We start from the raw sequence: 25,994 nt of genomic DNA on the forward strand, positions 1-25,994 counted from the left end.
GTACGGCTTCGATGCAAAATCGGCCAGGCCGCACGTCATCTAAAGGGACATTTTATGAAATTTATTCTTCTAATTTTATTGCTGGTGCCGTTCACCTATGGGCAAACGCGGACGTTTGAGTGGACGGATGAGCTTTGCACGTTCAAGGGGACTTACGATTCGCGGAAGTATTCCGAGGCAAAGCTTCGAAACACCGCGAGGCTGCTGACGCCCGGCGACCTTTCGTTGAGTTCGGTCGGTGCGACCGTTTGGAACTTTAGCGAGATCGCCGAACTCGACACGGCCAAGCTTGATGGAGAATACAACGCGGTCAAGTCCGAGCTTGAGAACCTTGATATCGTGGACACGCCGTATTGGCAGGGAGCACGGGCGGCACGCCTGAAGGAGATCGAACAGGTCTATCGCCTGGCACGGCTGACGATGCGGGCTTACTCGCAGCCTGAGGTGCTGCGCGAACACGACCGGGCCGAAGCGTGCAAGACCAAATTTGCCGAGCCGATCATTGCTGGCGGCGATAAGCTTTTGGCAGCTTGGCGGGTGGTCAATCTTGATTCGCAGTCAAAGAACTCGGATCCGGCACGGCTCCAGCGGCGGTTCGACGAGGAAATGCGATCGCCGAAGAGGCTTGAGTTCGCGTTGGTCGAGACGATGTCGTTCGGCTGGTGGAATTGTGCAAATGCGGAGATCGAATACGACGAGCGGTCATCGAACGGCGACTATTTCAAGGAGTTTCGCAAGCTGTTTACGCGGGTGACCGAAGAATGTGATGAGCCCTAGTCGCTTGGCGGGGTTTTAACGAGGCTGCGCTGCCGGTCAAAGTGTTCGACGACCGAGTTCGCAGCCTTTTCTCCTAGAAAGGGCCGAAGTTCCTCGAGCGAGGCTTTGGCGATACGTTCGATCGAGCCGAAGTTTTTCAGCAGCCGCATCTTGCGCTTTTCGCCAATACCGGGTATCTCCGAAAGCTCCGAGGTGAAGTCGCGTTTTTCACGCCGCTTGCGGTGAAATTCGACCGCCGTTTTGTGAGTTTCCTCGCGTATCTGAAGTATCAGCCGGAAAGCAAGCGAGTTGCGGTCAAACGGTATCGGCCGGTCCTCGCGGCCATGAACCAGAAGGTGCGAGATCTCGTTGTGCCGTTTCGGCGGCTTGACCAGCCCAACGAGCATTATCTGCTCAAGGTCGAGTTCGCGCATCGCGGCCGCGGCAGCACCAAGCTGGCCTTTGCCGCCGTCGATAAAGACGAGTTCGGGCAGCCGCCCGCCTTCTTCCATCATCCGCCGATACCGCCGAAGCACAGCCTCGTTCATCGACGCCACGTCATTGCTTCCTTCAACCGTCTTGATGATGAACCGGCGATAAAGCGAGCGGGCGGGCTTGCCGTTCTCGAATACCGCAATGCCGGCGACGTTCTCGGCTCCCGAAATGTTCGAGATATCGAATGATTCGATCCGCTCGGGAAAGTAAGAAAGCTCGAGCACTTCCTGTAGTTCACCGAGGACCTTTTCAGAATCTGGTTTGAGAACGCGGAAACGTTGCTCGAAGGCGATCTGCGCGTTCTTTTCGACAAGCGTGATCAGGTCTTTCTTGCGGCCGCGTTTGGGGTCGAGGATCTTTACGCGGCGGCCGCGGCGTTCGATCAGAAGCTGCTCCAGCGGCCCGCGGTCCTCGAAATCCTGCGGAACGTGGATCTCAAGCGGGACGAAATCGGTCGAATAATATTGCAGCAAAACATCGCCGAGAAACTCAGACGCACTGAAGGAGTCATCCTCGGGCAGGTCTTCCCAAAAGAACTCGCGGCGGCCGACTATGCGGCCTTCGCGCATCGTGAAGAGCTGAAGTGCAAGCCGTTGATTCTCGCGATAAAAGCCGAAGATGTCGATGTCCGTGTCGGCCGTGATCGCCATCTTTTGCTGATCGGCGAGTTGTAGGACGGTGCGGTGCAGGTCGCGAAACTTCGCCGCAAGTTCGTATTTATCTTCCTCGGCAAACCGCCACATCCTCTCCTCAAGCTGCTCGGCGAGTTCCTTGTTCTTGCCCTCGAGCAGCAGCTTCACGTCACGTGCCGCCTCCTCGTATTCCTTCTGCGTGCAAAGCCCCTTTACGCAGGGCCCGAGGCACCGCTTTAGATGATATTCAAGACAGGGACGCGGCAGGCGGCCATCGATCTCGATATCACAGGTGCGGAGCTGAAACGTCCGGTTGATGAGGTTAAGTGTCTTTCTCGCAAGGGTTACGGGCAGAAACGGTCCGTAGTAACTGCCGCCATCCTTGACCACGCGGCGGGTCAGCACAACCTTCGGGAACGGTTCATTCGTCAGCTTCAGATGCGGATACTGCTTGTCATCCTTAAGCATCACGTTGAACCGCGGCTTGTGTTTTTTGATCAGGTTCGATTCAAGAACGAGAGCCTCAACCTCGCTATCGACGACGATGACCTCAAAGTCGGCGATCTGCCGGACGAGCTGCTGCGTTTTCCAATCGAGGTTTCGGCTTGCCTGAAAATATGAGCGAATGCGGTTGCGAAGGTTCTTTGCCTTGCCGACGTAGAGGATCTTCCCGGCCGAGCTTTTGTGGATATAGATCCCGGCGGCGGTGGGCAGGTTTTTTAGTTTCTCGTCGAGCGTCACTCAAGAATCTTACCGCAGTCGCTAAAGAGTCGGGAAGCAAGGCCTAACCGGCGGGCTCATTCTCGGGGTCGGTCCAGCCGCCGCTTCTGGTCATAACACCCCAACTTGACTCGGTCCGCAGAAGCCATTTGATCGTCCCTTCAAGCCGCCATATCGAATTCAACTGCCGGTAGCCGAAGTTTTCAACAACAGCCCCGAGAACGAGCATCAGGAGGTCGCGGGTACGCGGATAAGTGCGGAACGTTAACTCTTCAATGAGGATGCCGCCGACCGAGAGCAAGAAACCGGTTCCGAATGAAAGCATTGTGAATGCAAGCACCGTTTCGGGAGTTGAAAGGCCAATTGCGAGGGTCAAGATGAAAAAGACCAGACCGATCACCTCGATGATCGGGCTGATGCCCTCAAGAAAAAGGAGAAATGGGAACGCAAGCCAGCCAACGCCGCGGCTTCTCGGATGAAAGAGAAGCTTGCGGTTCTCCCATAGGCAGTCGAAAAGGCCGCGTTGCCAGCGGACCCGCTGTTTTCGAAGCACCCCGTAGGTCTCGGGAACTTCCGTCCAGCATACGGGGTCGGCAACGAAATCGATGCGGTACGGTATCCGGTTTAGGCGAAAGTGCCGGTGCATTCTCAGAACGAGATCCATATCCTCACCGAGCGAGGTGTGGCTGTAACCGCCGACGCTGATGACCGCTTCTTTGTTGAAGAGGCCGAACGCTCCTGAGATGAGCGGAAGCGAATCGATGTGATTCCAACCGACTCGGCTTGTCAGGAATGCACGCGAATACTCGAGCACCTGAAACAATGCGAGCCAGTTTTTCGGCAGCCCGATTCGAGTAAGAGTGCCGCCTAAAACACCGCATCCGTTAAGAATCCGCACGTTGCCGCCAACCCCGATCGTATCCGGATTGAGTAGGAACGGTTGGACCATCAGCATCAAGCAATCGCGATTGAGTATCGTATCGGCATCGAGCGGCATGAAAAGGCCATAACGGGCGCCATTGATGCCGGCGTTCGAAGCATCAGCTTTGCAGCCGCCGTTCTCTTTATCGATGACGCGCAGCGACGGGTATTTTCGCGATTGATGAACACCACGGACCGGCTTGTGTTCGATCCGTTGGCGAAATGCCGTTGGGATCTCGACTAGATCAAATTCCTTCGTCAGCACGTCGAGAGTCCGGTCGGTCGAGCCATCATTCACGACGATGATCTCGAACTCGTGGTAGTCAAGCTGAAGCAGCGCATAAACAGTCGGGATGATAACGACCTCTTCATTGAATGCGGTAACGACCAGCGAAACCGGCGGCTCAAAACCGCTCTGTGGACGCGGAAGCTTGTAGATGGACTGACGGCCGACAAATCGCGGGAGGACCGCGAGCGCAATAAGAGTCAACAGCAGGTAAGTGCCATTAAGCAGGATAAAATATGTCAGGAAGAACCACTCGGTTATCTTGACAAAGTTTGTGGCTTCGGCTTGAAGCATATGAGGGAACGCTCTGCGGCAACCTGCCGTAGCATATCGCGAGCGAAATTACTCGGCAGCCTGTTAACAATCGGCTCGATTCCATTCTCGGCAAATTCGGGTAGGTCGAGGATAGTTCCGGCGGCACGATAGCGGACCCACCATTCCTGATCATCGAGGGCTTCAAGTAAGAGCGGGAGATCGTCGGGTTCGTGAAAGCGACTGAGAGTTGAAATAGCCTGTAGCCGCACTTCCCAGCGGTGGTCGCGGATCATCTCGCGAACCCGCGGCCGGAGAGCGGGCTCGAAATCCGGGAGTAACCGCAGGCAGGCAATAAGCACCTCCTTATGGTCAGTTTCGGTGAAGATGCGGGTAATGACATCTGCGCTGTCGAAGATATGGGCAAAGCTAAGGTACGAGATAAGACGCGACATCTGCCTTTCCTCGAGCCCTCGATCATACGCGTCGGATACAAGCCGGCAAAGCGGCTCGGAGAGTATGTCCGGATCGATCCGCTGGAGGATCTCGGCGACGAAGACGGGCGACCAATCCGTGCGTTCCTCGATCTTTACAAGTGTTTCCGAAAGTGCCCGTTCGACGTCGATCCTTACCAAAGCCCGCCAAGACCAATACGAGACGATCGGGTCGCGGTCGTCGATCAGAGGAGCCACCGCCTCGTAGCCTTCGCGGTCACCGAGATTTCCGAGCGTGTTGATCGCCAGCAGTTTACGGTCGATCATGAGGCTGCCGAGCATCGAATGTGCAATGTCCGGGATACCGATCTGTCTCGCAAAGCGATTAAGGCCGGCTGTTGCCTCACCGTCAAGCGATTCGTGGAGATAGTTCCATGTCTCCAATACGGCAAGCGGATCTTTGAGTTTTGCGAGCTCGGGATAGAGGGCGCTTTCGGCCGCCTGATCGCCGAGTCCAGCCTCTGTTGAAAGGGAAATATTTTCGGTCGCTTGGAAAAGCAGCGGTTCAAGCGATCCGGCGATCGTTGTCCGCTTCTTAGAAAGCGATCTAGCTCGTCGCCTGAGAAAGACAAGCAGCAGAGTGCATCCGACACCGACTGCCCCGAATGCATATCCGGTCCAAAGAGCTATCTCGGCCGGAACTGGGCTAGAAGCGAAATCGTGTTCCAACGTTAATTCCTCCACGATTGAACAGGTCGCCCTGCTGGTGGAACCAACCGTCAACGGCGATACCGATCCGTTCGTTGAGCCAGAACCGGCCTGAAAGGGAGAGGCTTTGCGTTTGAGTTCTGAGGATGCCGACAGTCGGGCCGAGGTTCTCGTGCTCGCGGCCAAAGGAATAGGCACCGCCGACGGTGTTGCCGCGTTCGCCAAAGTAGCGATTGTACTGAAGCCGATGTGACGGGGCCGTGCCGGCGTTGGTAAGGTGCGTCGTGTAAAGCGTGTAGGCGAGACGGTTCGCCCCCCAGTATTTTTCGACAAGTCCGTACCCGGTCGTTGCCTTGACCCCGCGATAAGCCGTGTATCGAACGCCGCCGTGAAGAACCGTTCCACCGCCGATGTCTTTTTCTATCTCGCCCATGAAGGAGTATTTCCCGACGAACTGATTCGTTGAGGAGTACATTCCCTCGGCGGTTATGGCCCATTTGTTCGGAAGACGCTGGTAAATGCCGCCAATGATCTCGGAATCGCGGACGCCGGTCCGGTCACTCATTCGATAGGTGCCCCAAATGATCTGTCTGCGGCCCTTTCGGCGTTCGAAGGTAAAGGTAGCCGTGCGCCATTCACCTTTGCCCTTTGAGAGCTTCTCCTGAGTAAAACTGGTCGCAACCTCGTAGCTGACGGGCTGTGGGTCGCGCTGCTCAACGGGCGCAGGGGCTTGCTCCGTGTCCGGCACTTCATCTTGCGCGGACACCGGAAAGGTGATGATCAAAGCGAGAAGGATCAGGAGGAGCGGTTTCATTTTACTGCTGTGTGATCAAGATAGGAGTCGGTTCATCCGCATCATTAGTTCGTTCGGACGAAATGGTTTCGTTACGTAGTCGTTTGCACCCGCCTCGAATGCTTTTACAATAGTGGATTCGCTCGATTTTGAGGTGACCATTATTACCGGGACCTTTTTCCAGGCCTTTCGCGAGCGGATGTTGGTGAGGACCTCGAAGCCATCAGCAAACGGCATCATAATGTCGAGGAAGACCATTTTCGGAAGGACTTCGTCGGCCGAGATGCGATCGATCGCGATGCGGCCATTGGGGAGGATCTCGACCTCGTAGCCGCGTTGAGCAAGCCAATGGTTGAGCAGCCGAGCTATTGTCGGATCGTCCTCAACGACAAGAATTAGGTTCCTTCCCTTTTTCGATGCGTGTTTTGCGGGCATAAAAGGTCAGACCGGGACGACACTGGACCGAAAGTGCAATCCGGAAAAATCGATTAGGGAGGTGTGTGGGGAAGTGAGAAGAACGCCCGAAGGCAAATTTAATTCTGGCATATTCGAGTAAGGAAAGTAAACAGGAAAGTTTTGTCTGCCATTTCAACAGTAAGGACCACGGATCCGAAGGAAGCGGCCCGTTTGCTTATACGCGGCGGTGTGGTCGCGTTTCCGACCGAGACTGTTTACGGGCTCGGGGCGGCGATATTTGATGGAGCGGCGATCCAGCGGGTCTTTGAGGCCAAGGGGCGGCCCGGCGACAATCCGCTGATCGCGCACATTGGTGACGTCGGGCAGATCGACTTGCTGGCTAATGAGTTGAGTACGAGTGCCGAGCGATTGATAGAGGCATTTTTCCCTGGGCCGCTGACGATCGTCGTGAAAAAGACCGAATCGGTTCCGGCGATCGCGACCGCCGGACTTGCGACGATCGGCATCCGAATGCCGAACAGCGAGCTTGCCCACGAGTTTCTGAAAGAATGCAAAACTCCGGTCGTTGCTCCCTCGGCAAACATCTCCGGCCGGCCTAGTCCGACGACGTGGCAGGCGGTGCTTGACGACCTTGACGGCAGGATCGACTGCATCCTGCAGGGCGAGCCGACCGACATCGGGCTTGAATCAACGGTCGTCGATTGTTCGGTCGAGCCGCCTGTGCTGCTGCGACGCGGTGCAGTTTCGATCGACGAACTGAGAGCCGTTGTTCCTCTGATACGCGAACTCACATCTGGCGAGGCCGGTGCGGAAAAAAGTCCGGGGTTGAGGCACAAGCATTACTCGCCGCGAGCTAGAGTGGCGATCGGAAGCGAACTACCCGTGGGATTTGCCGGTCGGGCAGCATTCATCGGCATAAGGAAGCCTGAAGACGTATTCGCTGAAACTCGAGTTGTGAACTCGGCTGAAGAATATGCAGCAGCCCTGTTCGAGTTTTTTCGCGAATGCGACCGTCGCGGCATCGACCTAATAGTCTGCGAAGCGGTTCCCGAAACGGGCCTTGGGGCGGCACTGATGGACCGCATCCGCCGGGCAGCAGAGTAGCGGTCTAACGCAGCCGAGCAATGGCTAGCGCATAATCGCCGGCCGTTTCGAGGACTTCACAAACAGCGTCGGGGTCCTTGTTGAGATGTTGAATGTGTTCCTGCTGAAGGACCAGCAACACCGGCTCGCCACCATTTTCGCGGAGCAGCGGCGGGATGTCAGCCGGGCCATTCAGCCTTCGCTGGCGGCCTTCCGCTGTGCGTAAAAGCCGGCCGCTGAAGTAGAACTCTGCATTATGATTTATCGTTAAGAACCCCGCGATGGGCTTTTCGGCAAAGCCGCGGCTATCGGCGGCGGCGGCCAGTTTCTTGACCGAGTCGTTCTCAGCAAAGCTCGGTAGCGCGAATTGGATTATTCCGATGACGACGACCAGCATTGCAACGGCGACAAACCTGATCGCTACTTCGCGGTTGGCCGAACGGGCCGCGAACTGCCGTGCGAAAACACCCGCAAGAATGATCGCCGCCGGCACGGACGGTAGAATGTATCCCGGGAGCTTCGACCCGGAAAATGAAAAGAAAACCAGCGGCACGGACATCCATGCAAACGCGAAAATGACGAGCGGTTTTAGAGGTTCGCTTTCGTCGCTCGCTTCGGCGTCGTGTCGGCCGGATGTGAAATTCGAAATTATCTGCTTTGTTGCCCGCCAAACGCCGCCAAAGAAAAAGGGAAGCCACGGCAGCGTCATCAGCGGCAGCACCCAAAAGAAAAAGTGAAACGGCTGCGGGTGTTGATACTTGTTTGAGGTGTAACGCTGAAAATGGTGCTGGATGAAGAACTCATCGATGAATTCCCATCCGTGGCGGAGATACATCGGAAGATACCAAAGCGACGCCGCGGCGATGGCAACAGGGACGCCCCAAAACACGCTCAGCAGAACCCGCTTTGAAGGAAACGTCCGGCTCAAAACGTGATAGAACGCAACGATCGCGAACGGGAAAACAAAGCCGACGAGTCCTTTGGCGATGACGGCAATGCCCATGAAGAGGTAGAAAATGGCTAGGCCGGCGTATGCCTTTCGGGTTTCATCCACCCCGGAGCGATCGGCGACAAAATATCCGACGAGTGATGCGGTCAGCGGAAAGGTGAGGATAATATCAAAGCTCGCTCCGCGGGCGAAGACCAGTATCCCGAGGGTCGAAACGGTCATCATCGCAAGCCACTCGGCAAGGTATATGCCTGTAGTTTCGCCACTGGTTTCGTTTCGCCGAACAGCATTTCCCGCAAAGTAAAGACATACGGCCGTGCCGAGCCCGAAGAGTGCGGAGCCAAAGCGTGCGGCGAATTCATTTACGCCAAAGATGTTATAGGAGGCGATCTGCAGCCAATAGAGAAGGGCCGGCTTCTCGAACCAATGAAAGCCGCCGAGCGTCGGGGTGACCCAGTCGCTGCGGAGAAACATCTCGCGGGCGACCTGCGAATATCGCGGCTCGTCCGGCCCGAGCAGCGGTACGGTGAGCCCAAAGAAAAAGACGAACACGGCGAGCAGGAAAAAGCCTGCACGAAACAACGGCGAACGCGAAAAACTAACGAGTGATCCCATCTTTGTCATTTACGGCCAATTGGCTGAAAATGAAAGTATCACCGAAGTTAGTGCGGCATTCAAATAATGGAAATTGCAAAAAAGCTCAGAGCGGCGGCGATCGGCGTCGGCTCTCTCGGCCGGCATCACGCCCGGAACTATTCCGAACTAGGCAAAGAAGGTCGGCTTGAATACGTCGGGGCCTGCGATGTTGACGCCGCAACGGCGGAAAAGATGTCGGCAGAACACGGCGGCTCCGCGTTGACCGACTGGCGCGAACTGCTCGATAGGGTCGATCTTGTCTCGATAGCAACGCCGACCGAGACGCATTGCGAGATCGCCTGCGCGTTCCTCGAAAACGGGGTTCACGTGCTGGTCGAAAAGCCGATCGCCACCTCGCTTGCCGAAGCAGACAGGATGATCGCGGCGGCCGAGGGCTCGGGGGCAAAGTTGATGGTCGGGCAGCTTGAGCGGTTCAATCCGGCGATGGTCTCACTGCGGCCGCACGTGACGAAACCGCTTTATTTTGAGATACACCGGGTCTCACCATTTCCCAATAGATCACTCGACGTGGACGTTGTGCTTGATGTGATGATCCACGATCTCGACGCGGTGCAATGGCTGGTCGGCGAAGATGTAAAGGTCAGCGAGATCAGGGCGGTTGGCATCCCGGTCATTTCAGATAAAGTTGACGCGGCGAATGCGAGAATTGAATTTGAGAACGGTGCCGTCGCAAATATTACAGCCTCGCGCATCGGCACCGAAACGATCCGCAAGACGCGCTTCTACCAGACGAACGCCTACGTTGTGCTCGACTATGCGACGAAGTTCGCGTCGCTAACGTCGCTCAACCCGGAGGCTTCGCACCCGCTGCTCGGGATATCGATAAACCGCCTTGAGATCAATGATGTGGAGCCGCTCAGAGCCGAGATAACCGCATTTCTCGACTCGATAGAGAATGACACCGCAACGCCCGTGACCGGCGAGGACGGCCGTCGGGCATTGGCTCTTGCCGTCGGGGTGCTCGAAAAGATCGAACAGCACGTCAGCCGACTAAATGTAAGAAAAAGCTAATAGCTGTTAGCTGACAGCTATTAGCTTTTCTTAAGAATGACGGCAGCCTATGCCGATGCTTCGCTGGCCTGGCCGCGCATTGAGTTGAGCCAATCCTGCATTTTCTTGAGACGATCGGCACCGCCATCGGAACCCATGATGACACTTTCGAGATTCTTGAAGGCATCGGGCGAGTCCCACATTTCGCGGAGCTGCGGCAGAAGCGGTTCGATCTTTGCAAAAACGAGGAGGTGCTCGCCGTTCGTGTCATTGAACATTTCGCGGTCGATCGCACCGTGTGAGACGAGGGCCGCGGCCATGTCCCAGTAAGAGGTGACCATGCGAAGATAGGCGCCGACCTCGGGGTCCATCATCGTCGCCGAATAGTGTTCGGCACTTTCGGGGTGAAACGTGAACATCCAATCGCGGGCTTTCCGCATAACGGGTTCGCGACGGAGATCGTAGAGTTTAAGTATTAGTTCGGCAGATTCAGATTTGCTCATAAGATTCGTACTCCTTATTTTTTGTTGGGGTAGGAAGTGTAAATCGGACGGCGAACGGTGTCAATTCCTGCACCTGCGAGTTAGGATAAATGTAAGATGAACCAGCGGATTTCGGCGTATCTGGCAGAGCGAATCGCGGCAAACGACTTTCCGTCGGCGGTCTATCTGGTCGCGGAAAAGGGTGAGATCGTCTTTCATGATGCACTCGGAAATGCTGTCGTCGAACCTGAAATTATTCCCGCGAGGCTCGATACGATCTATGACCTTGCGAGTTTGACGAAGCCGTTGGTTACAGGCCTTCTCGCTGCACGCCTTGTCGAACGCGATCTGATCAGCTTAGATGACGACGTAGGCCCCATTCTCACGAACGGGACACATGCGGTGGCGAGCCAGGCCACGTTGGGCGATCTCGTAACTCATAGATCTGGTTATCCAGCCTGGATGCCCTTTTTTCTGTTACCCGGAGCTCCGCCATTCGACCCAGAAGATTACGGCAGTTCGAGTGCCAATATTGACCGAATTTGCGAGTATGTTCGAGAAACCATTCTTCGTTTTGAAGCTAGAGGACATGCTCCTGTCGTTTATAGCGACCTTAACTTTATTCTCATTGGCTTCATCCTCGAACTGTTCAGCGACCTTCCCTTAGCCACACAACAACTCGAAATTACCGACCGCCTGCGTCTTCAACGAACGCGTTTCCGTGGACCTGGTACACCTAATCGCGAGACCGCGGCTAGCGAGTTCGGCAATCAATATGAGCGCCAGACTTGCATCGAAAAGTTTCCCGAACTCGGTGTTTCTGAGTCTGCTTTCCGGAATTATCAGATCTGGGGTGAGGTTCATGATGGGAATGCCTACTTTATGGGCGGGGTTGCGGGGCATGCGGGGCTTTTTTCGACGGCTGAGGAAGTCTTTGAGATCGCATTGCAGTTTCTGCCCGAACATACAAAGCTTTTGAAACCGGAAACCTGCGAACTTTTCCGCACTAATTTTACACCGGGGATGAATGAGGACCGTTCGTTCGCCTTTCAGCTCGCCTCGACCAAAGATTCCACCGCCGGAACTCGAATGTCGCGGGAAAGCTTTGGCCACAATGGGTTTACGGGCACAAGCCTGTGGATCGACCCGGTCATGGATCGGATATTCGTGCTTTTGACCAACCGGACGCATGCCCATCCGCTACCATTCGTCAATATAAACTCGGTCCGGCGGCGATTTCACGACCTCGCGATCGAAGAGCTAGAGAAAAACTAAGCAACTTAACCGAGGGTTAATAAATCATAGTGCGCGCTTTCCCCTGCTTTGTTTTCGGGATCGGAGTTTAGCTATGAAGCGATTTGCCCTTTTGCTCGTCATTTTTGCTTTTGCCGGCCTTGCCGTCATTGCACAGTCCAGCCGCACTCGACCCCGCGTTGTTCCGACGCCGACGCCCGCTCCGACGCCTATCGTCGTAGACGGGTACGAGGATGACGTTGACGATGAACCGGTCGTGAGCGATCCTGCGCGTCGCCGGCCGACGCTTCAGGGCGACCAAAGGGTCGGGAATCCCAATGCATCGCCGACTCCGCCCGATGGTGACGACGAGGTCATCCGCGTTGAAACAAATCTTGTCACGTTGCCGGTTTCGGTCTTTGACCGCAGCGGGCGGTTCGTTGGCGGGCTTGAGCAGCGGGACTTTCAGATATTTGAGAACGGAAAGAGGCAGGAGATCGGCTTTTTCCAATCGGTCGAGCAGCCGTTTACGGTCATTCTGATGATCGATGTAAGCCCCTCGACGGCATTCCAGATCGGCGATATACAGAATGCCGCGATCACATTTACCGAACAGCTTCGGCAAAACGACCGTGTGATGGTGGTTGCATTTGACCAGCGGGCAAGGGTGCTGACGCGGCCGACCAACAACCGGGCTGAGATCGCGAGGGCGATCCGGCAGGCCGAGGTCGGCAATGGGACTAGTATTTATTCGGCAGTTGACCAGATGCTCAACCGAGAGTTCAAGATGATCGAAGGCCGTAAGGCGATCGTTGTATTTTCAGATGGCGTCGATACGACGTCAGGCCGGCGAAGCACGTTTGAGAGCACGCTACGTGACGCTGAGGAAACCGACGTTCTGATCTATTCTATCCGCTACAATACGCAGAGAGACTACGGGCGCAACGGCGGCGGAGGCGTTTATAACCCTCAGCCTAGGCGACGCGGAGGCGGAGGTTGGGGCGACATCCTCGGAGCAATAATAACCGGCGGCAGCGTCAATATTGGCGGCGGTGGAAACACAGGTGCGGCCGGGACAAGCCCCGAAGAATACGCCCGAGGTCGGCAATATCTCGAAACGCTTTCGCGTAACAGCGGCGGGCGTAGCTTTGAGGCTGATTCGCTTCGCGATCTTGACTCGGCCTATTCCGGAATTGCCGAAGAGCTTCGGCGGCAATATTCGGTCGGGTTTTATCCCGACACGGCCGGCCAGGCCGGCGAGCGGCGGCAGTTGAGAGTACGGGTGATGAGGCCGAATCTCGTCGTTCGGGCACGGAACAGCTACATCGTTGGAAGCGGCGACCGTTCGTACGCAGGGAATTAGCAGCCTTCCATAAAATGAAAAAGCCCGGAGAGCCTTTGCGGCCGTCTTCGGGCTTTTGCTTTCTTGATCTTAGATCACGGTGCCATCGGGGATAACGGCATTTTTGGGCACTATGATTATGCCGTCGCGGATATAGAATGTCTGGTCCGGTGAGTCGTAGTGGTTATGTCCCGCTTCGTTCATCAGCCTGACACCTTTTCCGATCCTGACGTTCTTATCGATTATCGCACGACGTATCTGCGTGTCGCGGCCAATGCCGATATTCGGAGTGCCGGAATCGATATTCTCGCGTAATTCGGGGATCGACTCAAAAAAGTCCGAACCCATTATGATCGAGCTCTCGACCCGGACACCGCTATCGATCCGGCTGCGAAGCCCGATTATCGAGTTTCGTGCGTAAACGCCGTTGAGGATACAGCCTTCGCTGACCAACGAATTACCGATGTCGGAGTCTTGTATCTTCGAGGGCGGCAAATAGCGGCTGCGAGTGTAGATCGGTGCCGCGGCATTGAAGAAATTGAACTTCGGAAGCGGTGAGGCGAGATCGAGGTTGGCATCGTAAAAGGCCTTGATCGTACCGATGTCTTCCCAGTATTCGTTGAACACATGGGCCTGGACGTTATGGTCACTTATCGCTGCCGGAATGATCTCTCCACCAAAGTCATCAGCATCCGGGTAGCGGCTAAGAAGTGCAACGAGCTTTTCAAAGTCGAAAAGGTAAATTCCCATCGAGGCGAGGTAGGGTTTGCGTTCAGCATCGCCCGTATCGAGGCCGAAAGCAGTCGTATCGACCCGCATTTCTTCGAGAGCGTCGCCTTTCGGTTTTTCGCGAAACTGGATGATCCGCCCGTCGGTGTCGGTTTTGAGCAGGCCGAACCCTTGGGCGTCTTCGGGGTTGGCGGGAATCACGGAGATGGTCAGGTCGGCATTGGTCTCCGTATGGCGTTCCAGAAATTCTCTGTAATTCATCCGGTAAAGATGATCGCCGGAAAGTATCAGCAGCGTCTTCACCCGCCAATCGCGAAGGTGGGGAAGTATCTGCCGGACAGCATCTGCCGTACCCTGAAACCAACCGGGGCTGTCGAGCCGCTGCTCCGCGGCGAGGATCTCTACGAAACCGGTCGAGAAACTTGAGAAACGGTACGTCTGCGAAATATGGCGGTTTAGTGAGGCGGAGTTGTACTGAGTCACGACGAAGATCTGCGTCACGCCCGAATTGATGCAGTTCGAGACCGGGACGTCAATTAGCCGGTACTTGCCGCCAAGCGGGACGGCCGGTTTTGACCGTTCGCGTGTTAGCGGAAAGAGCCTTGAGCCCGCTCCGCCGCCGAGGATGACCGCGAGGACCTGATTTTCGAGTGACATAAAAATTCTAAACTGGCTAACTGGCTGTGAACAAGAATATCCGCAAATATCGCTCGGCATCAAGAGCTATTTTCCGATTCGGCGAACGAGTCCTGCAAGACGGGCGAAACTTGACAACCGGCCGGTATTCGACGACAACTAACCCTAATTATGTGGTATTGGACGAAAGTCATCTTCTTGGTACTGCTAGGGTCACTGGGGCTCTGGCTTGGATACGAGCTGATCACATTTCCGAGCATCTCTTCGTTGAAGACCGAGAATCCGGTCACGTCGTCGCTGATCGAGTATCGCATCTCTGAGGCAAAGGCCGACGGCAAGGAGCCGAAAAAGTACATGATCTGGATGCCGATCGAGCAGATCTCGCCGAACCTGCAGCGGGCCGTTCTGGCTGGCGAGGATTCGCGGTTCTTTGAGCATAACGGGTTCGATTGGGAAGCGATCCAAAAGGCCTGGGACGAGGCTGTGAAAGAGGGCGAAAAAGAGGCACGCGAGGAATGCGAGGCTCAGGCGAAGGCCGCAAACACGCCGAAAAAGGACTGTGCCCCGAGCGAGGACGACTGGATTCTGCCGATGCCGAGCTTTAAGCGCGGAGCCTCGACCGTAACGCAGCAACTTTCGAAAAATCTCTACCTCTCGGAAGAGCGGAGTTTTTTCCGCAAGGGACGCGAGGCCGTTTACACGTATTTTCTTGAGCGTGAACTTTCGAAAAAGCGAATATTGGAAATCTATCTGAACGTCATCGAATGGGGCGACGGTGTTTACGGGGCCGAAGCCGCGGCCCGGACATATTTTAAGAAATCGGCATCGAGCCTTTCACGCGAAGAGGCGGCATTTCTCGCCGCGATGGTCCCGAGCCCGTTAAATATTTTCAACCCGGAGAAGAACCGAAAACGCGTAGTCCGTCGGCAGCGGGTTTTGCTGCGGCACATGAATTCGATGAAGCTCAACTATTAGGACACCTGGTAGCGGACGACAGCGGGGGGGAGAGTTGAGGCAAAGGGGGCGGGCGCCGCGGGTACGGCGGGCCGACGGTGGTAAAACGAACAAAGCGTAAGGCCACGCAAGCCGCCCGATTAGGCTTTCGTAAGTCAAAAAGAAGCTGCCCGCGATCAAGCGGGCAGCTTCTTTTTTGACCGTTGATCTGCGGTATTATTTCCCACCGACGAGTTTCATCTCGTTAAGGATCCAGCCGGCACCGCCGAATTTTTCCGTAACAAAAAGCACGAATCGGATATCGACCGAGATCGTCCGGTTCATGTTCGGGTCGTAGTAGAAGTCGTTGCCGAGTCCTTCGTAATTGCCGTCAAAAACAAGCCCGACCTGTTCACCATTGGCGTTTAGCACAGGGCTTCCCGAGTTGCCGCCAATGATGTCGTTGGTAGAAAGGAAGTTGACGACGACACTATCGCCGGAGCCAAAACGGCCGAAGTCCTTGGCAGCCTGCAGCCGCTTGAGGCCCTCGGGCATATCGAACGGATTGATGCCCGTGTCCTTCTCGAGCATTCCCTTCATCGTCGTGAACGGCGTGCGATACTCCGCCTCACGCGGCGAGAATCCCTTTACATAGCCATAGCTGAAGCGGAGGGTCGAGTTCGCGTCCGGGTAAGGCGTAGTGCTTTTCATTTCGGCCATTCCTTGCTGATAGAGAAGGCGGAGCCGGTCGATGCTCGCACCAAATTCTGCCGCACGGGCGGCTCCTTCCTCGCGTGCCGTGATGAGTGCCCGAGCGAATGCGACAACGTCGTCGCGTTCGGGACGGTAGTCCATTGTCTGCGGCCCGTAAAGTGCAGCGATTGTTTCGGGGGTCCAGTAGCCATTGGCGATGTTATCAGCGAACTTGGCTTCAGCGTCGCTGCGAGCCTTCCCTGAAACCTTGCCGAAGAGGTTCTCGGCACCATCGAACTTCTGGCCTTCGGGAAGCTCCGCAAAGGCATTGAGGAAATACTTCAGCATCTCGCGTTCGTAGATCGCTTCGCGGCCTTCAAGTGCTTTCTTGATCTCGTCGAGCTTTGCACGCCGTTCGGTTTCGTTCAGCACCTTGCCTTCGCTAACGGCCTGGAAGATCGCACGGAAGACGGGCATGGTCGCATCCGGGATCCGCCGTACCAGAACGTCGCGTTTAGCTATGGCGTTCGACTTTGCGGAAACTGCGGCGAGCTCCTGAAGCACCGTGCCGTATCTCTGCTGACGCTGCGGATTCGCCGCGACCCAGCGAGCGAATGCCTCTTCCTCGGCCTTTCTTTTTTCCACGACCTGCGAACGGCGAAGCCGCCACATTCCGCCGTAGTAGACCTTGCGAGCGTTATCAAAATTAGCGACATCTGACTGAAGATCGATCCGCTTTTTCTCGTCGGTCTCGCCGACCATTCTGAGAGCATCGGCACGTGCCTGCAACCACGTCCAGAGGAACGGAAAATTCACGTCGCGGGCGTATTCGACCGACTGCGACTCGCGATACCGCGTGGTGCCGCCCGGGTAACCGAGGACGAAAACAAAGTCGTTGTCTTTGAGGCCGCCGATGTTGATCGTCAAAAACCGTTTCGGCTTCATCGGGACGTTGTTCGGCGAATATTCGGCCGAGGAGCCGTCCGGAGCGGTATATGCACGAATGAATGTGAAATCACCGGTGTGTCGTGTCCATTCAAAGTTATCAGGGTCGCCGCCAAAAACGCCGATGTTACGCGGCGGGGCATAGACGATGCGGACGTCCTTGATCTGCTTGGTCTGATAGAGATAAAAGAAGTAGCCGTTATTGAGCATCTGAATGCGAATAACGGAACCGGCCGAAACTTTTGCTTGCTCGGCAACTTGCAGATTTTCGGCGTTGGTCCGGAGGGCCGCGGTTAGGGCGTCGCCCGAGAGTGAATCCGTGCCCTGGCGGACCTTTGCGGTCACGTCTTCGATGCGTTCGGTGACGAAGATCGAATAGCCTTTGGCCGGTATCTCTTCGCCGCGGTTGTTTGCCTTGAAACCGTTCTCGACCAGGTCGTTCTCAGGCGTCGAGGCCGAAACCAGGCCATCGAAAGCACAGTGATGGTTGGTGAGGATAAGGCCGTCGGGCGAGACGAACTCGGCCGTACAGCCGATGCTCAAACGAACCACTGCCTCGGTCAATCCGCCGCCGGCAGGGTTGTAAATATCCTCGGCCTTGATCTTGAGGCCGAGCTTTTTGAGCGGTAGCGACGAGATCTTGTCCGGCTTGAACATGCCTTCATCGAATGTGGTGAAGGCGAATGAAACACTACTCAAAGAGAGTGAAAGAACGATCAGCAATGTTGCTGAAAATGTGAACTTCTTGATCATATTCTGTAACCCCGAATGTGGACTTAAATCGCTTGCAGGGAAAGTATATCCGCTTTCGCAATTGGATGCGAACCACGAAAAAAAGCCGGGAGAGCCCGGCTTTTGAGATGCTTTTTGGCGGAAACTAGTTTTTCACTATTTCGATCGGTTCTGTCGGAAGAAAGCGACGTGGATTGATCGGGCGGTCGTTAAGCCTCAACTCGTAGTGTAGGTGCGGGCCGGTCGATCGGCCGGTCGAACCGACAAAGCCGATAAGCTGGCCGCGTGCGATCTCGTCACCGACGGCGACCTCGATCTTCGCCAGGTGGCCGTAACGAGTTGTAATGCCGTTGCCGTGATCTATCTCGATCATGTTGCCATAGCCGCCCTGCCAGCCGGATTTGGTCACAACGCCCTTGCCCGGAGCGACGACCGTATCGCCGCGTTCTCCGTCGATGTCCATGCCTGCGTGAAATTCGTAGCTCCGGCCGCCGAACGGATTGCGGCGGAAACCAAATTCGTTATTGATCTTTCCTGAGTGGGCCCAGATGTTTGGAATGGTCGCCGGGTCGGCGGTTGTTTCGATAACGCGAATCTGACTTTCGATCTCGGCATCCTCGCTCGAAAGCTCTGAGAGCGACGGGCCGCCAGCATTTTGTGCCATCTGGCTCGATGCTGCCGGGCGAGTGTAATCGAATATCTTCGGATTGGTGACGGCGCCGGTTGCGAGCTGGTTTGGGGCCTGAGCGAGGCCGTTATCTATGATTGCAGTATCGTATGAAGAAATAATGCCGTATGCTCCGACGCCCAATGCGGACACCATAAAAACGAAAGCGAGACCAAGGACCCCGTTTTGAACGAGGGATCTTTGGATCTCGACGCGGCGAATTACTACTCTTGACCTAAACCTGTATGAAAAAAGAAAGGTGAAAACCCTGCCGTTTTTCTGCATTATGCTTTAAAGCTCCTTTTGTTGTTCTTAAGGCCGGAAATTATTTTCCCGACATTCGGAATCACGCAGGATCAGCCGCAAGCGACTAACGCGAGACCGGGGCACTTAAATTAGGGTAAAACTTTTCGAGAGGCCTTAGCAGGCAGTGCAAAAAGGTGCTCTCAATGAAGTGCAATGTCCAAATATAGAAGATTCCTAACCCTGAGGCAAGTGCCCAAGGCTAGGAAACGGACTCTTAAAGCCTACTATAGATTCGGCGAATCTGCTAACTATTATTTCGTCTACTGTCGCTGATTCCCTTTATGATCAGAAATCCGACGCCAACGATGACGGCAATGAATGCCAAGATGATCAGAAGCTTAACGGCTCCCGTAAGAAATCCAATGAACGCGATAACCTGCTTGAGCAATGTGATCACCAAGGCGATGATCACCAAAATGCTTCCCCACTTTCCTGCTGCTTTCATCCAAACCGGCATATTGTTACCTCTTTATTTACTACAAGCCCGATAGCTTGATCACTATCATAAACCATCGGGACCTTTGGAATACAATCAAAAACTATCTACCATCTCGCCAGCCCGATCGGCCGCGGGGAGATTCTTCCGGATAGCGACGTCCGCTTTCGGAGTCAAAGCCTCGGCCGCTCCTGGCCGTCATGAAAAGCGGAGCTGGCTTTGCGGTGTCAAAATCTGACCACTTATCCTCATCATTCTTCTCCGGAAAAACATAACCGCGAAGGATGTATATCCCGAGCCCGATCAGCATTGCCGGAACGACACCGCGCATGATGCAGCGGAAGTCGAAAACATTTTGAAGCAGGATCGCGCTACCCAAAATGGTTAGACTAACGCCCCATAGCTTTGGGTTGCCGGAGAAACGTTTGACGAGTACGTCCTCGGCGACATTCGGCGTAATGCCCGAGCGGATCATCTGAGCGGTCCGCCAAGCGTCGAGAGCCGCAAATGCCCACATTCCGAAGAAGGCGAGTACGAAAAGCGGAGTTCCGCCGGTCAGTACGGCCATCTGAAACAACCCGACGAAGACTCCGAAATAAACAAGTGCCTTTACGGTCTGGCCGTTATAAGCGGCACCGAGGCCGGGCAAAATGAACGAAAGTAAAAGTGCAAAAAACGGGATCGTCTTTCGCTTGACGAAAGGTGCGTATTCCGAGCGGTTATTGTGCCGGAGCCTATCCACCCCCTCGACAATGCAATCCTGGCAATACGGAAAGCCCTTGATGCGATGATCGCAGGAAGGGCAGAGCGGCTTGCCGCAGGCGTTGCACTGCACATTCGCAGGGTTCTGTGAATGGTAGCCACAGATCATCGGCTTTCACCTCCGCCTCGATTGGCCGGGTTAAGGGCTTCGGAACTCTGCCGGTAACTTTGCTCGGCGATCTGCAGGCTCTTGTTATAAACATCCGTAAGCGTTCCGTCTGCCGAGACGCCCTGGCTTATGAAAAGAAACGCGAAAGCGAGCATCATAGCAACCGGAGCGAGCTGCGGTATTGGCAAAGGTATTCGGATCCCTGAGATCGCGTCCCAAATTCGCGAGGTGAGCGACGGGCCTTTTACTTTTACTTGTGCGGCTTCCGAAGTTGCCGCAAAGATCCTTTGGTGAAGTCCGGCTGGAACCGGAAGTTCATCTAGTTTGAATTCGACGACCGTCGCAAGCGAGCGAACGACCATTCCGGGAAGATCCGTGCAATCATCGCAAAGCGCTGCGTGCCGCTCCCAGCGATGGAACACGCCTGCCGGAAGAAAACCGTCGAGATAATCGGTCAGGTGATCTTCGAATTCGTTGCAGACCATGTTCGCCTCGGGCAACGTGCGTTCGAGGATCTTTGCTTCAAGCGGTGTAAGAGCCGGTAAGGCCTCGCTGAGCGAGTGGCAGGCCGCGATCGAATCTTTGACGTCGTTGAGGAGAGAGTGGCAGAGCGGGCACTGTAGTGCATGGGCGGCCGCCGACATGTAAGTCGCCGAGTTCAGCTGCTTTTCGACAAAATCAGATAGATTTTCCTCGAAGGTGCTGCAGTTCATTGCCGCTTTCTGCTCCATAACCATAACCCCTTGTAAATTGAACGGTAAAAAGGACTTAATTTTGCCAAAGCAATTGCCTTAAACCGTCACGACCCTCATTCTCCTAAGTATCTTCGCTAATTCTATTCGTCCCCGATTGATCCTTGACTTCACTGTTCCTTCGGGAATTTGAAGAACATCAACTATCTCCTGATAAGTGAGTTCCTCGATATCGCGCAATATCACGCATGTCTTAAGGTCCGGCGGCAGTTTGTTTATTCCGTCCTGAACCTGAGCCGCCAATTCACGCCGTTCCAACTCGCGATGAGCGGAGCCGCCGACGGCCCGAAGATGATAATGGTGGTCATCGACCGCCTCTGCCATCGAATTTTGCGGGTTACGCTGCCGATGGCGGTAATCATCGATTATCAAATTGCGGGCAAGCCGCATCAGCCAATTGGCCAGGTCGCCCTGCTTCGCGTCGTATTGATCGAGCGTTCGATAAATACGAATAAACACTTCCTGCGTCAGGTCTTCGGCAGCCTCCGGATTTGAGGTAAAGCGATAGGCGAGGTTAAAGATCCGCCGCGAGAAGTGCGTTACGATCTCTTCCCATGCCGAACTGTCGCCTGAGCTCGCTCTACGGGCGAGTTCGGGACCGTTCATTTCGACAGTCGCTTTAAGTGCTCCCAAGGCTATTTGCTCCTCTCCTGACGTTGCTCTAAAAAAGCAACAAGGCCTAAAGCCGGGCCGTGTCAATGTGGGATTACGACCGCGGCGGCGGTAATGTTCCCAAAATCGTCAAATTGTTTAGGGTTCGCGAGGTTCGCAATTACGAGGATATTACTGTATTTTTATCGTTTCGTCATTGCGGCGGAGCGGCCCCGTTGATGCGGGGCTTTATAATGAATTCGGCTTTGAACTATTTTCGACGCAACCTTAATTTCTTCATTCTGCTCGCGGTCGCGGTGCTGATCCTTTGGTATTTCGGAAAGGACCTCGACTGGCAGCAGGTGCAGACCGCATTTCGGGCGGCCGATCCGCTTTTACTTGGCATCTCGGTGCTCATTATCTGTCTCGGTTATTTTCTGCGAGCGGTAAGATGGCAGGTGCTTCTCGCCCCGATAACGGAAACTAACCTCAAGGAGCTTTTTGCTACAACGACGGTCGGCTTTGCGGCGATCTTTCTTGTCGGGCGGGCGGGCGAGATCGTCCGGCCGATGTGGCTTCCGATGCGCGACAAACGCGTCAGGCCATCGGCTGCGTTGGTGACCTTGGGGCTTGAGCGGATATTCGATCTAGCTGCTTTGGCAATTCTTTTCGCGGCAAACTTGGTCTGGTTCACCCCGCCTGCCGGCAGGGAAGAGCAGTTCGCGAACGTCGCTCTGGCGGGCTATCTAATGCTTGCCGCCGTTGTGGTCGGTTTCGCATTGCTCTTCGTGTACCAGCACGTCGCCGAATGGGCTATAGAGGTGGTGGGCGACCTTACCGACCGAAAGTTCATTCCGGCCCGCCTTCGCAAGATAATTCTCAGCCTGATGCGGCAGCTTGCCGCGGCACTTGCGATCTTGAAGAATTGGCGACAGGCGGCATTGGCGTCGTTTTGGACGCTCTCGCTCTGGTTCGCGATCGCCTTGCCGACGTGGTTCGTCCTGCTCGCCTTCGATCTTCCGGTGACGTTCAGCGATTCGCTTTTCATAATGGGCTTTGCTGTCGTGAGCTCGGTCGTCCCGACGCCCGGCGGTGCTGCCGGGGCATTTCATACTGCAACTGCTGCGAGCCTGCTTTTCCTAAAACCCGACATTCGAAACGAAGATGCTGCGGCGATGTCGATCGCGATGCACCTTGTTTATTTTGCTCCCGCACTGCTCTTCGGGATATATTACTTTGTCCACGGGGACATCAGCCTTGAGCGGTTTCGCGGCCTTCTCTCAAGCGAGCACGCCGTTGAGGAGATCGAATCAGAAGCGCCGAACTCGGCGGAAACAGATCGACAGGAGTAGTGAAAAATGCGATGTCCCTATTGCGGCTATCTTAAAGACAAGGTCGTAGATTCGCGTGAAGCGAAGGATGGCGACCTCATTCGCCGGCGGCGCGAGTGCCTCGAGTGCAACCGCCGGTTCACGTCCTACGAGCGGATCGATGAAATCCCGTTCATGGTCGTCAAAAAGGATGGGAAACGAGCGCCGTTTGACCGAAATAAGGTAATGGCCGGACTTCTCCGCGCCTGCGAAAAGCGGCCGGTCTCGACCCTTCAGCTCGAGGGTATCGTAAACGAGGCCGAGCGAAGGGTTCAGGACGCAGCCGAACGCGAGCTCGCGACCAACGAGATCGGCAAGCTGATAATGCGAAGGCTCAAGGAGCTAGACAAGGTCGCCTATGTCCGTTTTGCATCCGTTTATCTCGAATTTGAGGATGTAACCGCTTTTATGACCGAGCTAAAGAACTTGGTCCAGTCGCGGGAGATGACCACGGCGGTTGCGGCGGTGAAAAAGAAAAAGAAGAAGTAGGGCAGAGTGTTATGTCCTACGTGTAGCAAAACAAGCGGCTTTCGGCAGCGACCGGGGGCCGTTTCGTCGTTGCCCTTTCATCGGCCACGGCGTAACATTGAGGTTTATGGTTGAGATCGAAGAATTCCCTATTTCCATCGGCGAAAATGAAGTTATCGAGCCGATGATGCAGATCCCTTCGGAGCTGCCCGTGCTTCCGCTGCGCGACATTGTTATCTATCCGTTCATGATAGTTCCGCTATTTGTCTCGCGGGACAAATCGATAGTTGCGGTTGAAGAGGCACTCAAGGAAAACCGGATGATCGTCCTCGTTTCACAGCGGGATGTGAACAAAGAAGACCCGGACCAGAACGACCTTTTTACGACCGGTACAGTCGCCATAATAATGCGAATGCTGAAGCTGCCGGATGGCCGCATTCGTATTTTGATACAGGGACTTTCGCGGACACTGATCGATTCGATCGATTCCTCGGGCACCTATGTTTCGGCAAAGATCACGCCGATTTCCGAGCCACTAGCCCCGGAGAATTCGCTTGAGGTCGAGGCTCTTGTCCGCAATGTCCGCGGCTCAATGGAACGTGCGGCGAGCCTCGGCAAGAACATCTCGCCGGAGGTACTCGCGATCATCGCTAATCTCGAAGACGCTGGAAGGCTTTCGGATCTCTGTTCATCAAATCTGGAGCTCAAGGTAGAGGACGCCCAGAGCGTTCTGGACATCTTCGACCCGGTCGAGCGGCTCCGTCGTGTCAACGATCTGCTAGGCAAAGAGATAGACGTCTTGACCGTTCAGCAGGAGATAAACACGCAGGCTCGAGCCGATATCGACCGCTCGCAACGAGAGTTTTTCCTCCGGCAGCAGCTTAAGGCGATCCAGGGCGAACTCGGCGAGGGCAACGAGCTTTTCGAGGAGATCGAGCAATATCGCGAGAAGATACTTAAGGTCGACATGCCCGAGCAGGCTCAGGAAGAGGCGCTTAGACAGCTTAAAAAGCTTGAGCGGATGCATCCGGACACAGCCGAAACGGCCACGCTTCGCAACTGGCTGGACATAATGACCGATCTGCCCTGGTCGGTGCAGTCGAAAGATAATCTCAATCTCAAAAAGGCCGAGAAGATACTCGACGAAGATCACTTCGGGCTCGAACGCGTCAAGGAACGGATCATCGAAGCATTGGCCGTACGTAAGCTGATGGAGAAGCCGAAGGGTTCGATCCTTTGCCTTGTCGGGCCTCCGGGAGTAGGGAAAACTTCGCTCGGCCGCTCGGTAGCGAGGGCTCTCGACCGCAAGTTCGTGAGGCTTTCGCTTGGCGGCCTGCATGACGAGGCTGAGATCCGGGGCCATCGGCGGACGTACGTCGGGGCGATGCCGGGGCGGATCATTCAGGCGCTTCAACAGGCCGGAACCAGCAACCCGTTGATAATGCTCGACGAGATCGATAAGGTCGGTGCAGATTTTCGCGGCGACCCATCGAGCGCACTTCTCGAGGTGCTCGACCCGGAGCAGAACTTTGCCTTTCGCGACAACTATTTGGGCGTTACCTTCGACCTTTCGAATGTGATGTTCATGACCACGGCGAATGTGCTCGATACGATACAGCCGGCACTACGCGACCGTATGGAGACGATCCGGCTTTCGGGCTACACGCTCGAGGAAAAGATCGAGATCGCCCGTCGGCACCTGATACCAAAACAGATCGAGGAGAACGGGCTCGAAACCAAGGACCTCTCGATCGACAAGCGGGCCCTGGCAAAGATAATCGGCGAATATACGCAGGAGGCCGGGCTTCGCCAGCTTGAGCGCGAGATCGGGAAGATCTGCCGCAAGGTCGCGAGGTCAAAGGCCGAGAGCGAGCGGCGGTTCAAGCCTGGAAAGCTGACGGTCGACAATCTTTCGACATATTTGCGGGTGCCGAAGATCTTTGTTGAAACTGCCCTTAAACGCGACCATATCGGCATCGTGACGGGCCTTGCGTGGACGGCTGTTGGCGGCGATATCCTTTTTATCGAGGCCTTGAAGACAAAGGGCAAGGGCAAGCTGATGATGACCGGCCAGATCGGCGAGGTTATGCAGGAATCGGCCCAGGCTGCATTCTCTTTCGCGAAGGCAAGAGCTTCGGAGCTCGGCATCGACGCTAGCGAGTTCGAGAATTACGACATCCACATCCATCTGCCGGAAGGTGCGATACCAAAGGACGGGCCGAGCGCCGGCATCACGATGGCGACCGCAATGGTATCGGTACTTGCTCAGCGGCCGGTACGGAAAGACGTCGCGATGACGGGCGAGATCACGCTTCGCGGCAACGTTTTGCCGATCGGCGGAGTCAAAGAAAAACTGCTCGCGGCCCGGCGTGCGAAGATCAAGACCGTGATCTTGCCGGAACCGAACCGGCGTGACCTGATAGAGATGCCCGAAGAGGTAATGCGCGATCTGAAGTTCATCTTCGTTGAGAATGTGATGGACGTTTTCGTGAACGCCCTCAGGGCACCGCGTGTCGTTAGGCAGAAAAAAGCCGCCGAATAGCTTTCGCAGGCGTTCGTCGGTGTTTAACACATCGTTGACCCGAAACGGGAAATTGTGTTAGATTTCAACCTGAGGACAAGTGTGTCTTTTAAGCCGCAAGGTTGAGGAACTTTTTCGCCCTGCTTGCGTTTTAATATACAGTCGGCGGTCTTTGCCGGGTTTTACGAACGAGA

23 protein-coding genes are annotated in these 25,994 nt (G+C 55.3%); 9 read left to right on the forward strand and 14 right to left on the reverse strand.

Translation table 11 applies throughout. The features are described from left to right. The first annotated feature begins 54 nt into the window (after positions 1-54). The gene (locus IPM21_14285; GenBank protein ID MBK9165047.1) at positions 55-777 is read left to right on the forward strand and encodes a hypothetical protein; all 723 of its coding nucleotides are present in this window, start codon (positions 55-57) and stop codon (positions 775-777) included. Here the strand turns inward: IPM21_14285 and uvrC are convergent. Genes uvrC through IPM21_14310 form a run of 5 tightly spaced genes read right to left on the reverse strand, consistent with a single transcriptional unit; the run spans position 774 to position 6,432 of the window. After that, the gene (gene uvrC, locus IPM21_14290) at positions 774-2,624 is read right to left on the reverse strand and encodes an excinuclease ABC subunit UvrC (GenBank protein ID MBK9165048.1); all 1,851 of its coding nucleotides are present in this window, start codon (positions 2,622-2,624) and stop codon (positions 774-776) included. The two genes, IPM21_14285 and uvrC, sit on opposite strands and share 4 nt — an antisense overlap. Positions 2,625-2,667: 43 nt before the next feature. After that, positions 2,668-4,104, reverse strand: a complete 1,437-nt coding sequence (locus IPM21_14295; protein MBK9165049.1) for a glycosyltransferase family 2 protein — start codon at positions 4,102-4,104, stop codon at positions 2,668-2,670. Continuing rightward, positions 4,068-5,225, reverse strand: a complete 1,158-nt coding sequence (locus IPM21_14300) for a HEAT repeat domain-containing protein (GenBank protein MBK9165050.1) — start codon at positions 5,223-5,225, stop codon at positions 4,068-4,070. Before IPM21_14300 ends, IPM21_14295 begins: the two co-directional genes overlap by 37 nt. Further along, on the reverse strand, positions 5,203-6,018 hold the full coding sequence (yaiO, locus tag IPM21_14305) for a YaiO family outer membrane beta-barrel protein (GenBank protein MBK9165051.1): 816 nt from the start codon (positions 6,016-6,018) through the stop codon (positions 5,203-5,205). The genes IPM21_14300 and yaiO overlap by 23 nt, the downstream gene beginning before the upstream one ends. A 15-nt stretch (positions 6,019-6,033) precedes the next feature. Next, positions 6,034-6,432 carry a response regulator gene (locus tag IPM21_14310; protein MBK9165052.1) on the reverse strand — a complete coding sequence of 133 codons (399 nt, stop codon included), beginning with the start codon at positions 6,430-6,432 and terminating at the stop codon, positions 6,034-6,036. 150 nt (positions 6,433-6,582) lie between these two features. Here IPM21_14310 and IPM21_14315 point away from each other — a divergent pair, with 150 nt between their 5' ends. Next, positions 6,583-7,518, forward strand: a complete 936-nt coding sequence (locus IPM21_14315; GenBank protein MBK9165053.1) for a threonylcarbamoyl-AMP synthase — start codon at positions 6,583-6,585, stop codon at positions 7,516-7,518. A 4-nt stretch (positions 7,519-7,522) separates the two neighbouring features. Here IPM21_14315 and IPM21_14320 read toward each other — a convergent pair whose 3' ends face one another. Continuing rightward, positions 7,523-9,061, reverse strand: a complete 1,539-nt coding sequence (locus IPM21_14320) for a glycosyltransferase family 39 protein (protein MBK9165054.1) — start codon at positions 9,059-9,061, stop codon at positions 7,523-7,525. 66 nt (positions 9,062-9,127) lie between these two features. Here IPM21_14320 and IPM21_14325 point away from each other — a divergent pair, with 66 nt between their 5' ends. Beyond that, a complete protein-coding gene (locus IPM21_14325; GenBank protein MBK9165055.1) occupies positions 9,128-10,114 on the forward strand; it encodes a Gfo/Idh/MocA family oxidoreductase in 987 nt (328 codons plus the stop codon). A gap of 47 nt (positions 10,115-10,161) precedes the next feature. On the opposite strand, the gene IPM21_14330 is transcribed toward IPM21_14325, so the two are convergent. Next, a complete protein-coding gene (locus IPM21_14330) occupies positions 10,162-10,596 on the reverse strand; it encodes a hypothetical protein (protein ID MBK9165056.1) in 435 nt (144 codons plus the stop codon). Between the two features lie 96 nt (positions 10,597-10,692). On the opposite strand from IPM21_14330, the gene IPM21_14335 reads away from it, so the two are divergent. Then, positions 10,693-11,850, forward strand: coding sequence for a serine hydrolase (locus IPM21_14335; protein MBK9165057.1), 1,158 nt, complete (start codon positions 10,693-10,695; stop codon positions 11,848-11,850). Positions 11,851-11,923: 73 nt separating this feature from the next. Beyond that, on the forward strand, positions 11,924-13,171 hold the full coding sequence (locus IPM21_14340; protein MBK9165058.1) for a VWA domain-containing protein: 1,248 nt from the start codon (positions 11,924-11,926) through the stop codon (positions 13,169-13,171). Between the two features lie 69 nt (positions 13,172-13,240). Here IPM21_14340 and IPM21_14345 read toward each other — a convergent pair whose 3' ends face one another. After that, complete coding sequence (locus tag IPM21_14345) at positions 13,241-14,536, reverse strand: glucose-1-phosphate adenylyltransferase (GenBank protein ID MBK9165059.1); 1,296 nt, start codon at positions 14,534-14,536, stop codon at positions 13,241-13,243. Positions 14,537-14,686: 150 nt separating this feature from the next. Between IPM21_14345 and IPM21_14350 the strand changes: the two genes are divergently transcribed. Beyond that, a complete protein-coding gene (locus tag IPM21_14350) occupies positions 14,687-15,490 on the forward strand; it encodes a transglycosylase domain-containing protein (GenBank protein MBK9165060.1) in 804 nt (267 codons plus the stop codon). Positions 15,491-15,685: 195 nt separating this feature from the next. Here the strand turns inward: IPM21_14350 and IPM21_14355 are convergent, their stop codons facing one another. The 6 genes from IPM21_14355 to IPM21_14380 form a co-directional block, all read right to left on the reverse strand. Beyond that, complete coding sequence (locus tag IPM21_14355) at positions 15,686-17,839, reverse strand: S46 family peptidase (GenBank protein MBK9165061.1); 2,154 nt, start codon at positions 17,837-17,839, stop codon at positions 15,686-15,688. A gap of 124 nt (positions 17,840-17,963) precedes the next feature. Continuing rightward, on the reverse strand, positions 17,964-18,641 hold the full coding sequence (locus IPM21_14360; protein MBK9165062.1) for a M23 family metallopeptidase: 678 nt from the start codon (positions 18,639-18,641) through the stop codon (positions 17,964-17,966). A gap of 394 nt (positions 18,642-19,035) precedes the next feature. Next, complete coding sequence (locus IPM21_14365) at positions 19,036-19,236, reverse strand: hypothetical protein (protein MBK9165063.1); 201 nt, start codon at positions 19,234-19,236, stop codon at positions 19,036-19,038. A gap of 94 nt (positions 19,237-19,330) precedes the next feature. Beyond that, positions 19,331-20,098: a B-box zinc finger protein gene (locus tag IPM21_14370; protein ID MBK9165064.1), complete on the reverse strand. Its 768-nt coding sequence runs from the start codon at positions 20,096-20,098 to the stop codon at positions 19,331-19,333. After that, positions 20,095-20,811, reverse strand: coding sequence for a hypothetical protein (locus IPM21_14375; GenBank protein MBK9165065.1), 717 nt, complete (start codon positions 20,809-20,811; stop codon positions 20,095-20,097). The genes IPM21_14370 and IPM21_14375 overlap by 4 nt, the downstream gene beginning before the upstream one ends. Before the next feature lie 78 nt (positions 20,812-20,889). After that, on the reverse strand, positions 20,890-21,456 hold the full coding sequence (locus IPM21_14380) for a sigma-70 family RNA polymerase sigma factor (GenBank protein MBK9165066.1): 567 nt from the start codon (positions 21,454-21,456) through the stop codon (positions 20,890-20,892). 251 nt (positions 21,457-21,707) lie between these two features. On the opposite strand from IPM21_14380, the gene IPM21_14385 reads away from it, so the two are divergent. The 3 genes from IPM21_14385 to lon all read left to right on the forward strand — a co-directional run bounded on the left by IPM21_14385 (position 21,708) and on the right by lon (position 25,821). Beyond that, entirely contained in the window at positions 21,708-22,793 is a 1,086-nt protein-coding gene (locus IPM21_14385) for a flippase-like domain-containing protein (GenBank protein ID MBK9165067.1), read from the forward strand. Between the two features lie 6 nt (positions 22,794-22,799). Next, complete coding sequence (gene nrdR, locus IPM21_14390) at positions 22,800-23,300, forward strand: transcriptional repressor NrdR (GenBank protein MBK9165068.1); 501 nt, start codon at positions 22,800-22,802, stop codon at positions 23,298-23,300. A 106-nt stretch (positions 23,301-23,406) separates the two neighbouring features. Then, positions 23,407-25,821 carry an endopeptidase La gene (gene lon / locus IPM21_14395; protein MBK9165069.1) on the forward strand — a complete coding sequence of 805 codons (2,415 nt, stop codon included), beginning with the start codon at positions 23,407-23,409 and terminating at the stop codon, positions 25,819-25,821. Positions 25,822-25,994 lie beyond the last annotated feature (173 nt).

It is taken from the genome of Acidobacteriota bacterium, from assembly GCA_016716435.1.
GTDB lineage: Bacteria > Acidobacteriota > Blastocatellia > Pyrinomonadales > Pyrinomonadaceae > OLB17.